Origin of the sequence: Kosakonia arachidis (genome assembly GCF_900116535.1) — a bacterium.
GTDB lineage: Bacteria > Pseudomonadota > Gammaproteobacteria > Enterobacterales > Enterobacteriaceae > Kosakonia > Kosakonia arachidis.
This window is the reverse complement of record NZ_FPAU01000003.1, coordinates 554,828-566,823: the sequence shown is the minus strand read 5'-3', so window position 1 is coordinate 566,823 and position 11,996 is coordinate 554,828. Positions and strand designations below refer to the sequence as shown.

Below are 11,996 nucleotides of genomic sequence, written 5' to 3'. Positions count from 1 at the left end.
CATTTTTTACCAAATCATTACAATAGCGGCGTTCTCAACGGGGTGCTGCGCCAACGGCGTGTGCTGAGAAAATACCCGTCGAACCTGATCCGGATAACGCCGGCGAAGGGATTTGAGGCTACCTCTCAAAATCCTTTGCCACCCATTTTTTTGAGGTGCAAAGTGTTAAAAAAATCATTGCCATTACTGCTGTTGGTTGCCGCTCCCGTTTTTGCCAAACCGGTACTCACCGTCTACACCTACGACTCCTTTTCCGCTGACTGGGGCCCCGGCCCGGCGGTGAAGAAAGCCTTTGAAGGCGACTGCAACTGCGAGCTGAAATTTGTCGCGCTGGAAGATGGCGTCTCGCTGCTCAACCGTCTGCGTATGGAAGGCAAAAACAGCAAAGCAGATGTGGTGCTTGGGCTGGATAACAATCTGCTGGAAGCGGCAGCACAAACCAAACTGTTCGCCAAAAGCGGCGTAGCGACGGATGCCGTCAACGTGCCAGGCGGCTGGAAAAACGACACCTTTGTGCCGTTCGACTACGGCTGGTTTGCCTTCGTTTATGATAAAAACAAACTGAAAAACCCGCCGAAAAGTCTGAAAGAACTGGTGGAAAGCGATCAAAAATGGCGCGTGATCTACGAAGATCCCCGCACCAGTACACCAGGCCTTGGCCTGCTGTTGTGGATGCAAAAAGTGTACGGCGACAAAGCCCCGGATGCATGGCATAAGCTGGCAGCCAAAACGGTTACGGTCACTAAAGGCTGGAGCGAAGCCTACGGTCTGTTCCTGAAAGGGGAAAGCGATCTGGTGCTGAGTTACACCACCTCGCCCGCCTACCATCTGATCGAAGAGAAAAAAGACAACTACGCAGCGGCGAATTTCAGCGAAGGGCACTACTTGCAGGTCGAAGTCGCTGCCCGAACTGCCGCCAGCAAACAGCCGGAACTGGCGGAAAAATTCTTGAAATTTATGGTGTCTCCGGCATTTCAGAACACTATCGCCACCGGCAACTGGATGTACCCGGTCAGTAATGTACCGCTACCGGTCGGGTTTGATACGCTGGAAAAACCGCAAACCTCGCTTGAATTCACCCCACAACAAGTCGCGGCTCAACGCGCATCATGGATTAATGCATGGCAACGCGCCGTCAGCCGCTGATTGCTGGCTGGCTGCTTCCGGGCCTCACCGCCGCCGCGCTGATGGTGGCGGTGGCGCTGGCCGCCTTTCTGGCGCTGTGGCAAAACGCACCGCTGACCGATCTGTCGGCCTTCTGGCACGATAGCTATCTGTGGCATGTGGTGCGTTTCTCCTTCTGGCAGGCCTTTCTCTCTTCCCTGTTCTCCGTTTTCCCGGCAATTTTTCTCGCCCGCGCCCTGTATCGACGGCGTTTTGTAGGCCGCCTCGCTCTGCTGCGTCTGTGCGCCATGACGCTGATTCTGCCAGTGCTGGTGGCAGTATTCGGTATTCTCAGTGTGTATGGCCGCCAGGGATGGCTAGCCTCGCTCTGGCATATTTTCGGGCTGGAGTGGCATTTCTCGCCCTATGGTCTGCAAGGCATTTTGCTGGCGCATGTGTTCTTTAACCTGCCGATGGCGGCACGGTTGCTGCTGCAAGCACTGGAGCAGATCCCTGGCGAACAGCGCCAGCTTGCTGCTCAGTTAGGCATGCGCGGCTGGGCATTTTTCCGCTTTGTGGAATGGCCATGGCTGCGCCGCCAGATTCCGCCGACCGCAGCGTTGATCTTTATGCTCTGTTTCGCCAGCTTCGCCACTGTGCTGTCGTTAGGCGGCGGCCCTCAGGCCACCACTATAGAACTGGCGATCTATCAGGCGCTGAGTTTTGATTTTGATCCGGCACGCGCCGCACTGCTGGCGCTGATGCAGATGATCTGCTGCCTCGGCCTGGTACTGTTAAGCCAGCGCATGAGTAAAGCCATTGCCGTCGGTAACCACCAGATCCAGGGCTGGCGCAATCCGGAAGATCGCTTATTCAGCCGAATCACGGATATCACTCTGATTGTGCTGGCGTTGCTGTTACTGCTGCCGCCGCTGCTAGCGGTGATCGCTGATGGCTTCAATTTGAGTCTGCTGAAAGTGCTGAACGAACCGGTTCTCTGGCAGGCAACAGCCACATCGCTGCGCATCGCACTGGCCGCCGGGTCGTTGTGTGTCATGTTGACGATGATGCTACTGTGGAGCAGCCGCGAGCTGCGCGCCCGCCAGCAAACAATGGCCGGACAGGCGCTGGAGCTGAGTGGTATGTTGATCCTTGCGATGCCAGGGATTGTGCTGGCAACCGGCTTCTTCCTGCTGCTCAATAACAGCATCGGGTTGCCTGCTTCCGCCGAGGGTATAGTGATTTTTACCAATGCGCTGATGGCCATCCCTTATGCATTAAAAGTGCTGGAAAACCCGATGCGCGACATTACCGCCCGTTATAGCATGCTGTGCCAGTCGCTCGGAATGCAGGGTTTCAGCCGTCTTTGGGTGGTGGAGCTACGCGCACTGCAACGCCCGCTGGCGCAGGCGCTGGCATTTGCCTGCGTATTGTCGATTGGCGATTTCGGTGTGGTGGCGCTGTTTGGTAATGACGACTTTCGCACGTTACCGTTTTATCTTTATCAGCAAATTGGTTCCTATCGCAGCCAGGATGGTGCGGTAACGGCGCTGATCCTACTGTTGCTCTGCTTTATCTTATTCACTGTGATTGAAAAACTTCCGGGCCGCCATGCTAAGACTGATTGATGTCACCTGGCTTTATCAGCATTTGCCGATGCGTTTCACCCTGACGGTGAAAGCGGGCGAGCAGATAGCCATCCTCGGGCCAAGCGGCGCGGGGAAAAGCACCTTGCTGAATCTGATTGCCGGTTTTCTACCCCCGGCGAGTGGCACATTAACCATTGCAGGCAACGATCATACCCACACGCCGCCATCGCAGCGCCCGGTATCCATGCTGTTTCAGGAAAACAATCTGTTCACCCATCTCTCCGTGTGGCAGAACATTGGACTGGGGCTTAGTCCGGGGCTGAAGTTAAACAACGAACAGCAACAAACGCTGCGCCAGATTGCCGATACAATGGGGTTGGAAGCATTACTGGATCGCCTGCCGGAACAGCTGTCTGGTGGCCAGCGCCAGCGCGTCGCCCTCGCCCGCTGTCTGGTGCGCGAGCAGCCAGTTCTGCTGCTGGATGAACCGTTCTCCGCGCTCGACCCGGCGCTGCGCCAGGAGATGTTGTTGCTGGTGCAGGAGGTGTGCCGCCGCCAGCAACTGACATTATTGATGGTTTCGCACAGCATTGAGGATGCGGTGCGCATAGCTGAACGCTCGCTGGTGGTTGCCGATGGGCGCATTGCCTGGGACGGAAAAACAGATGACCTGCTGAGCGGCAAATCATCGGCCTCTGCGCTGCTGGGTATTCGCGGTCAGTAACCGCGGATCACCTTCCCAAGAATTGAGAGATACATTGGCATCAATGGGTGATTCATCAGCGCCACCACAGCCGCGACACCCGCCACTAGCATTGCCGGTGCCAACAAAAGCAAACGCGAACGCGGCAGGTAACGGCTCAACTTATCCACTCCCGCCTTGCCGGAACGCCACAGACGCCAGCACAGCCAGCACGCCAGCCACAACAGCACGGCAGTCAGCAGCAGCAGCCATTTGAAGTTGCCGCTTTGCATATCGGCGGGAATATCAATCGCTGCACCCGCCAGAATACCGGGCAGGAAATAAAACGGCGGCCAGAGCAGGCAACCAATAATGTTCGGTGGGAGGAATTTGCGTACAGGCAGATCAAGCATACCGGCGACCATCGGCACTAGCGGACGGGTTGGCCCAACAAAACGCCCAACCAGAATAGTAAACATACTGTGTTGATGCAGCGCGTGCTCGGTCTTATCCAGCAGCGCTTTGTTCTTTTTCATAAAGGACCAGCGGTGCAACGGCGCTTTAAAGCGCCAACCCAGCCAAAACGAGAGCCAGTCGCCCAGCAAGCAGCCGATAATGCCCGCCAGCCACGCCTGCCAGAAATTGACTTCACCGCTGCCAATCAGCGCACCCAGCCCGGCCATCATCACCGTGCCGGGCAGAATCAATCCGACCAGCGCCAGCGATTCAAAAAATGCTACCAGCACAATGGCCATCAGTGAGTATGTTGCCGATTGCGTAATAAAATGTTCCAGCAGTGCTTCCATAACCTGTCCTGTTCAGCATGAAAGCTGGATTCTCCGGAGCGACTCCGTGAGCGTCAACCTTTCAATTATCTGAAAGTTTTACAGGTTATGTCGCATTGCCAAACCTTTTATTGCCAAACTTTACGTTTTATTCGCACCCCGCGCGGAATTCGCTGGGGCTGGCGCCGGTGCATTTTTTAAATACCCGGGAAAAATAGAGCTGATCGTCAAAGCCTACATTGCGTCCAACGCTGGCTATCGGCATCCGCGTGGTACTAAGCAGCAATTTTGCCTGACTAATGCGCTGATCCTCGCGCCAGCTCAGCACACTCACACCCAGTTGCTGACGGAAAAGGTGCGACAGCCGCGATGGTGACAGACAAACATGTTGCGCTACGCTTGCGATATCAAAATGGCTGTCCGCCAGGTGATCGCTGATGTACTGACAAGCGTCGCGCACACGGTTATCCAGCGGTGGATGCAACGATTCGTTGATTGCCTCCATTCGCCGCAGTAATAGCTGCTCCAGAAGGTTGATCGCCAGCAGTTCAGCGTAACGCCCGCCGCTTTGTCCGGCATCGATAATTTGCGCAAAAAGCTCACGAAAACACAACATATTGCCATCATCAGGACGATAAAACCCCGTCTGGGAAAACAATGTCGGCCAGTTAAGCCACTCGTGCCAGTAGGCACGTGGACGGAAGTAAACCCATTGGTGATACCACTCCGACGCATCGGGATGACGGCCGTAGTGGTGAATTTCCCCCGGCGGAAACAGCAAAATATCGCCAGGCCGGCAAATAAACTGCTTACCACCGTTTTTTACCACCCCTTCTCCCTTCACCGTCAGGTTGAGAATATACCCTTTCATCCCCAGCGGCCGATCGATGAAAAAGTCGAGATAGCCTTCCGAATCAATCGGCGTTAACCCCGCAACCAGATGGGCATTAAACGAGTACCCAGGCAACAGTGGATCGTTTTGTGACTCAGCCATAAACACAATACTCCCATACCCGGTAAGGAAACCAATTGTCCATATTGATAAAACCCTCATCCTGCGGCGACACGCCGCCATGAGACGCTACATACGGGCATAGATTAATCCCGCCAGATAAAAGCAATTACGCCTCTTTTCCGCATTGAAATGCCCTGAAAAGGGATAACGAAAGTGTCTATAAAGGTGGCAGAAATGTCCACATCGAATTTTTGCACAGCGTCACACTTTGCATTGCCATAGCATTTTTATCCATAAGATTAGCGAATCCTGCCTGACGGTTTTAAGCGCCGCTCACTATGGTTTTCCTAACGGTTATTTTTCATGGAGCAACATGCATGGCAATCACAATTGGCCTCGATTTCGGCAGCGATTCAGTACGTGCGCTGGCGGTAGACTGCACATCCGGAGCGGAGATCGCCACCAGCGTTGAGTGGTATCCGCGCTGGCAGGAGGGGCGTTATTGCGATGCGCCTAATAATCAGTTTCGCCACCATCCGCGCGACTACATTGAGTCGATGGAAGCTGCACTAAAAAGCGTGCTGGCTGAACTCAGCGTAGAACAGCGCGCATCGATTAAAGGTATCGGCGTGGACAGTACCGGCTCGACACCTGCGCCAATCGATGCAGAAGGGCACGTGCTGGCGTTACGTCCGGAGTTCGCCGACAACCCGAACGCCATGTTTGTGCTGTGGAAAGATCACACTGCCGTCGAAGAGGCAGAAGCTATTACCCGCCTGTGCCATAGCACCGGTAAAACGGACTACTCACGCTACATTGGCGGCATTTATTCCAGCGAATGGTTCTGGGCCAAAATCCTGCATGTCACCCGCGCCGACAGCGCCGTTGCTCAAGCGGCCGTTTCCTGGATTGAACTGTGCGACTGGGTGCCAGCCCTGCTCTCCGGAACGACACGTCCTGAGGCGATTCGTCGCGGACGTTGCAGCGCCGGGCATAAATCACTGTGGCATGAAAGTTGGGGCGGCCTGCCACCGGCGGCCTTCTTCGACGAACTGGATCCGATTATCAATAAACACCTGCGTTGGCCGTTGTTTACCGACACTTACACCGCAGACCTGCCGGTCGGCACGCTGACCGCCGAATGGGCGCAGCGACTGGGACTTTCCGAATCCGTGGTGATTTCAGGCGGTGCATTCGACTGCCATATGGGTGCTGTTGGCGCGGGCGCACAGCCCAACACGCTGGTGAAAGTAATTGGTACTTCTACCTGCGACATTCTGATTGCCGATAAGCAGAGTGTCGGCACTCGCGCAGTGAAAGGGATTTGCGGTCAGGTGGATGGCAGTGTAGTGCCCGATTTTATCGGCCTCGAAGCCGGTCAATCCGCCTTTGGCGATATTTATGCCTGGTTCGGCCGCATCCTCGGCTGGCCGCTGGAACAACTGGCGCAGCAGCACCCGGAGCTGAAAACACAAATTAAAGCGCAACAGAAACAGTTGCTACCGGCCCTGACGGATGCCTGGGTTAAAAACCCGTCACTCGAACATTTGCCAGTCGTGCTCGACTGGTTTAACGGCCGCCGGACACCAAACGCCAACCAGCGTCTGAAAGGGGTCATCACCGATCTCAATCTGGCGACCGATGCACCTGCGCTGTTTGGTGGCCTGATTGCCGCCACCGCCTTTGGCGCGCGCGCCATTATGGAGTGCTTCACCGAGCAAGGTATTGCCGTGGATAACGTGATGGCACTCGGTGGTATTGCCCGCAAAAACCTCGGCGTGATGCAGGCCTGTTGCGACGTACTTAACCGCCCCTTGCAGGTCGTGGCCTCTGAACAGTGCTGCGCGCTGGGCGCCGCGATCTTCGCCGCCGTAGCGGCAGAGGTGCATGCGGATATCCCGGCAGCACAGCACTTGATGGCCAGCGCCATCGAGAAAACCCTACAGCCTTCGGCGCAGGCGCCACAGTTTGAACGGCTCTACCGCCGCTACCAACAGTGGGCGAAAAGCGCAGAACAGCACTATCTCCCTTCCGCCGCGACAACTTCGCAGGCCGCGTTAACTCATTAAGGACAAGATCATGACTATTTTCGACAATTATGAAGTATGGTTCGTTATTGGCAGCCAGCATCTGTACGGCCCGGAAGCCCTGAAACAGGTGACAAAGCATGCCGAACAGGTGGTCAACGCCCTTAATGCAGAAGCGAAACTGCCCTGTAAGCTGGTGCTGAAGCCGCTGGGAACCTCGCCGGACGAGATCACCGCAATCTGCCGCGACGCCAACTACGATGACAAATGCGCCGGGATGGTGGTGTGGCTGCACACCTTCTCTCCGGCCAAAATGTGGATTAACGGCCTGACCATCCTCAATAAACCGCTGCTGCAATTCCACACCCAGTTCAATGCGTCCCTGCCATGGGACAGCATCGATATGGACTTTATGAACCTGAACCAGACCGCGCACGGCGGCCGCGAGTTCGGTTTTATCGGCGCGCGCATGCGTCTGCAACACAGTGTGGTAACAGGTCACTGGCAGGATAGCCATGCTCATGCTCGCATTGGTGCGTGGATGCGTCAGGCGGTTTCCAAACAGGACACCCGCCATCTGAAAGTGGTGCGCTTTGGCGACAACATGCGCGAAGTGGCGGTGACGGACGGCGATAAAGTCGCCGCGCAGATCAAGTTTGGCTTCTCGGTGAATACCTGGGGCGTTGGCGATCTGGTGCAGGTAGTGAACGCAGTTAGCGATGGTGATGTCAACGCGCTGGTGGACGAGTACGAAAGCAGCTATCGCCTGACACCAGCGGCACAGGTTCACGGCGACAAACGGCAGAACGTGCTGGATGCCGCGCGCATCGAGCTGGGGATAAAACGCTTCCTTGAGGAAGGCGGTTTCCATGCCTTTACCACCACCTTCGAAGATCTGCACGGTCTGAAACAACTGCCGGGTCTGGCGGTACAGCGTCTAATGCAGCAAGGATATGGCTTTGCCGGTGAAGGAGACTGGAAGACCGCTGCGCTGCTGCGCATCATGAAAGTGATGTCCGGGGGCTTAAGCGGTGGCACCTCCTTTATGGAGGATTACACCTACCATTTTGAGAAAGGCAACGACATGGTGCTGGGTTCTCACATGCTGGAAGTGTGCCCGTCTATCGCCCTTGATGAGAAACCGACGCTGGATGTGCAGTACCTGGGTATCGGCGGCAAAGCCGATCCGGCACGGTTGATTTTCTCGACCAAAACAGGACCGGCAATCAATGCCAGCCTGATCGATCTGGGCGATCGCTTCCGCCTGTTAGTGAACTGCATCGATGCGGTTAAAACCCCCCACGATCTGCCGAAATTGCCAGTGGCGAATGCACTGTGGAAAGCACAGCCGGATCTGCCGACCGCTTCTGAAGCCTGGATTCTGGCGGGCGGCGCGCACCACACGGTCTTTAGCCACGCGCTGACACTGGACGATATGCGTCAATTCAGCGAACTGCATAACATCGAACTGACAGTCATCGACAACGATACTCGTCTGCCGGCGTTTAAAGATACGCTGCGCTGGAACGAAGTTTATTACGGTTCAAAACGCTAACCGCAGATGTTCGCGCCGGGTGGCGCTTCGTTTACCGGGCTTGTGGGTTTCCCTGGCCGAATAAACATGAACGCCACCCGGCGACTGAAGATTCCCGTAGGCCGGATAAATGCTAGCACTATCCGGCAATAGCAGGAGAAAGAAATGCTCGAAGATCTTAAACGTCAGGTGCTGGAAGCCAACCTGGCGCTGCCGAAACACAATCTGGTGACGCTGACCTGGGGCAATGTCAGCGCGGTTGATCGCGTGCGCGACGTGCTGGTGATCAAACCTTCTGGCGTCGATTACAGCGTGATGACCGCCGACGATATGGTGGTCGTCAATATTACTACCGGAGAAGTGGTTGAAGGCAACAAAAAACCCTCGTCGGATACCCCAACGCACCGCCTGTTGTATCAGGCTTTTCCTGGCATTGGCGGCATCGTGCATACCCATTCCCGCCATGCCACCATCTGGGCGCAGGCTGGTCAGCCGATTCCGGCAATCGGCACCACGCATGCAGACTATTTTTACGGCGAGATTCCCTGCACCCGCAAAATGACCGATGACGAAATCAACGGGGAATACGAATGGGAAACCGGTAATGTGATTGTCGAAGCCTTTGAAAAACAGGGTATCGATCCCGCTCAAATGCCCAGCGTACTGGTGCATTCTCACGGGCCTTTCGCCTGGGGAAAAAACGCCAATGACGCGGTACATAACGCAATTGTGCTGGAAGAAGTGGCTTATATGGGCATCTTCTGTCGCCAGCTCGACCCACGTCTGCCCGCCATGCAGCAAACGCTGCTGGATAAACACTACCTGCGTAAACACGGCGCCAAAGCCTACTACGGGCAATAACTAATAACTGTATAAAACCACAGCATAACTGCATAAACCAGGCTATAATATCGCCTGGTTTTATTTTATGAGAGAACGCTGTGGCGCAGGCGCGAGAAGGCTTTTTATTAACCCGGCACTGGCGGGATACTACTGCCGGAACCGAGGTGGAATTCTGGCTGGCGACGGATAACGGCCCGCTACGCGTTATGCTGCCGCCGCAGGAGTCGGTAGCCTTTATCCCCGCAGAGCAGGTGGAAATGGCCCGCCGCCTGTTAAGCAATGAAAAACAGTGGCGGCTCACTCCGCTCGAACTGTGCGATTTCCACCGCCAGCCTGTGTTCGGCCTCTATTGCCGCGCTCATCGCCAACTGATGCGTCTGGAAAAGTTGCTGCGTGAAGGCGGAGTAACGCTCTACGAAGCCGATGTTCGCCCGCCGGAACGTTTTCTGATGGAGCGCTTTATCACCGCGCCGGTATGGGTAGATGGCGAAATACAGGGTGACGCGCTGATCAATGCACGCCTCAAACCCAATCCCCACTATCGCCCGCCGCTGAAATGGGTGTCGCTGGATATCGAAACCAGCCGCCACGGTGAGCTTTACTGCATTGGTCTGGAAGGCTGCGGTCAGCGTACGATCTATATGCTGGGGCCGGAAAACGGCAGCGCGCAAGGGCTGGATTTTAAGCTCGAGTATGTCGGCAGCCGTCCACAACTGCTGGAAAAACTCAACGCCTGGTTCGCCGTACACGACCCGGATGTCATCATCGGCTGGAACGTGGTGCAGTTCGATCTGCGCGTACTGCAAAAAAGTGCCGAGCGTTACCGTGTTCCGCTCAGCCTTGGACGACGAGGCAGCGAGCTTGAGTGGCGCGAACATGGTTTTAAAAATGGCGTCTTCTTCGCACAGGCCGCCGGTCGGCTGATTATCGACGGCATTGACGCGCTGAAGTCCGCTTTCTGGAATTTCTCCTCTTTCTCGCTGGAAGCGGTATCGCGGGAGCTACTCGGCGAAGGCAAAGCCATCGACAATCCGTGGGATCGGATGGATGAGATTGATCGCCGGTTCGCCGAAAATAAACCGGCGCTCGCCACCTATAACCTGAAGGATTGCGAGTTGGTGACGCGTATCTTCCATAAAACAGAGATTATGCCGTTTCTGCTGGAGCGCGCCACGGTCAACGGATTGCCGGTAGACCGACACGGTGGTTCGGTCGCCGCTTTCAGCCATCTCTATTTTCCACGCATGCACCGCGCAGGTTTCGTGGCACCGAATCTCGGTGATGTGCCTGCGCAGGCAAGCCCTGGCGGCTACGTGATGGATTCCCGTCCGGGACTTTACGATTCGGTGCTGGTGCTGGATTACAAAAGTCTTTATCCCTCGATTATCCGTACCTTTCTTATCGATCCGGTCGGTCTGGTGGAAGGCATGGCGAAGCCGGAACCCGCGTACAGTACCGAAGGCTTCCTTGGTGCATGGTTTTCCCGCGAGAAACACTGTCTGCCGGAGATTGTCGGTCAAATCTGGAACGGGCGCGATGATGCCAAACGACAGGGTAATAAACCGCTGTCGCAGGCATTAAAGATCATTATGAACGCTTTTTACGGCGTGCTCGGTACCAGCGCGTGTCGCTTTTTTGATCCCCGACTGGCCTCATCGATCACCATGCGCGGCCATCAAATTATGCGCCAGACCAAAGCGCTGATTGAAGAACAGGGCTTTAATGTCATTTATGGCGATACCGATTCGACCTTCGTCTGGCTGAAGAGGGCGCACAGTGAAGAAGAGGCGGCGCACATCGGTAGATCACTGGTGGAACATGTCAACGCATGGTGGGCGGCACATTTGCAACAAAATGAGGGGCTAAAGAGTGTGCTGGAGCTGGAGTTTGAAACCCACTTCTGCCGTTTTCTGATGCCGACCATCCGCGGTACAGAACAGGGCAGTAAAAAACGCTACGCTGGGTTGATTCAGGAAGGTGATAACCAGCGTATGGTGTTTAAAGGGCTGGAAACGGTACGTACCGACTGGACGCCTCTGGCGCAGCAGTTTCAGCAAACACTCTATCTGCGCGTATTTCGTAACGAACCGTATCAGGATTACGTAAGGGAGACGATCGCCAGACTGATGGCGGGCGAACTCGATGAGCAACTGGTCTACCGTAAGCGTCTGCGCCGCGCGCTGAGCGAGTATGAACGTAATGTACCGCCACATGTGCGCGCAGCCCGCCTGGCCGATGAAGAGAATGCAAAACGCGGCCGCCCGGCGCAATATCAGAATCGCGGCACCATTAAATACGTCTGGACCACCAGCGGCCCTGAACCGGTGGATTATCAATGCTCGCCGCTTGATTATGATCACTATCTCAGTAAACAATTACAGCCGGTCGCCGACGGAATCCTCCCTTTCATTGACGACGATTTTGCTACACTTCTTACGGGGCAACTGGGGCTGTTCTAATGGAACATTTGTATTAAA

General features: G+C 55.5%; 9 protein-coding genes and 1 riboswitch. Of the genes, 7 read left to right on the top strand and 2 right to left on the bottom strand.

Features of this window, described 5'->3' with window-relative positions:
• Nucleotides 1–28: 28 nt before the first annotated feature.
• Nucleotides 29–129, top strand: a riboswitch (TPP riboswitch).
• A gap of 33 nt (nt 130–162) precedes the next feature.
• From thiB to thiQ, 3 genes are read left to right on the top strand one after another with little or no spacing between them, the layout of a single operon-like run.
• Nucleotides 163–1,146: a thiamine ABC transporter substrate binding subunit gene (gene thiB, locus BM427_RS14350; RefSeq protein WP_090122523.1), complete on the top strand. Its 984-nt coding sequence runs from the start codon at nt 163–165 to the stop codon at nt 1,144–1,146.
• Complete coding sequence (thiP, locus tag BM427_RS14345) at nt 1,122–2,732, top strand: thiamine/thiamine pyrophosphate ABC transporter permease ThiP (RefSeq protein WP_090122521.1); 1,611 nt, start codon at nt 1,122–1,124, stop codon at nt 2,730–2,732. The genes thiB and thiP overlap by 25 nt, the downstream gene beginning before the upstream one ends.
• Entirely contained in the window at nt 2,716–3,417 is a 702-nt protein-coding gene (gene thiQ, locus BM427_RS14340) for a thiamine ABC transporter ATP-binding protein ThiQ (protein ID WP_090122520.1), read from the top strand. Before thiP ends, thiQ begins: the two co-directional genes overlap by 17 nt.
• On the opposite strand, the gene BM427_RS14335 is transcribed toward thiQ, so the two are convergent.
• Together BM427_RS14335 and araC are read right to left on the bottom strand one after the other, a co-directional pair.
• Nucleotides 3,411–4,181: a DedA family protein gene (locus BM427_RS14335; RefSeq protein ID WP_090122518.1), complete on the bottom strand. Its 771-nt coding sequence runs from the start codon at nt 4,179–4,181 to the stop codon at nt 3,411–3,413. The two genes, thiQ and BM427_RS14335, sit on opposite strands and share 7 nt — an antisense overlap.
• Before the next feature lie 127 nt (nt 4,182–4,308).
• Nucleotides 4,309–5,154, bottom strand: a complete 846-nt coding sequence (gene araC / locus BM427_RS14330) for an arabinose operon transcriptional regulator AraC (RefSeq protein ID WP_090122517.1) — start codon at nt 5,152–5,154, stop codon at nt 4,309–4,311.
• A gap of 338 nt (nt 5,155–5,492) precedes the next feature.
• Between araC and araB the strand changes: the two genes are divergently transcribed.
• The 4 genes from araB (at nt 5,493) to polB (ending at nt 11,978) form a co-directional block, all read left to right on the top strand.
• Nucleotides 5,493–7,184, top strand: coding sequence for a ribulokinase (gene araB / locus BM427_RS14325; RefSeq protein ID WP_090122515.1), 1,692 nt, complete (start codon nt 5,493–5,495; stop codon nt 7,182–7,184).
• A gap of 10 nt (nt 7,185–7,194) precedes the next feature.
• On the top strand, nt 7,195–8,697 hold the full coding sequence (araA, locus tag BM427_RS14320; protein WP_090122514.1) for an L-arabinose isomerase: 1,503 nt from the start codon (nt 7,195–7,197) through the stop codon (nt 8,695–8,697).
• A gap of 144 nt (nt 8,698–8,841) precedes the next feature.
• On the top strand, nt 8,842–9,537 hold the full coding sequence (gene araD / locus BM427_RS14315; RefSeq protein ID WP_090122513.1) for an L-ribulose-5-phosphate 4-epimerase: 696 nt from the start codon (nt 8,842–8,844) through the stop codon (nt 9,535–9,537).
• Between the two features lie 80 nt (nt 9,538–9,617).
• Complete coding sequence (gene polB, locus BM427_RS14310; protein WP_090122511.1) at nt 9,618–11,978, top strand: DNA polymerase II; 2,361 nt, start codon at nt 9,618–9,620, stop codon at nt 11,976–11,978.
• Nucleotides 11,979–11,996: the final 18 nt, after the last annotated feature.

Coding starts and splice junctions, on each gene's coding strand:
- thiP (WP_090122521.1), top strand. CDS start 1,122: ATGGCAACGCGCCGTCAGCCGCTGATTGCTGGCTGGCTGCTTCCGGGC.
- thiQ (WP_090122520.1), top strand. CDS start 2,716: ATGCTAAGACTGATTGATGTCACCTGGCTTTATCAGCATTTGCCGATG.
- BM427_RS14335 (WP_090122518.1), bottom strand. CDS start 4,181: ATGGAAGCACTGCTGGAACATTTTATTACGCAATCGGCAACATACTCA.
- araC (WP_090122517.1), bottom strand. CDS start 5,154: ATGGCTGAGTCACAAAACGATCCACTGTTGCCTGGGTACTCGTTTAAT.
- araB (WP_090122515.1), top strand. CDS start 5,493: ATGGCAATCACAATTGGCCTCGATTTCGGCAGCGATTCAGTACGTGCG.
- araA (WP_090122514.1), top strand. CDS start 7,195: ATGACTATTTTCGACAATTATGAAGTATGGTTCGTTATTGGCAGCCAG.
- araD (WP_090122513.1), top strand. CDS start 8,842: ATGCTCGAAGATCTTAAACGTCAGGTGCTGGAAGCCAACCTGGCGCTG.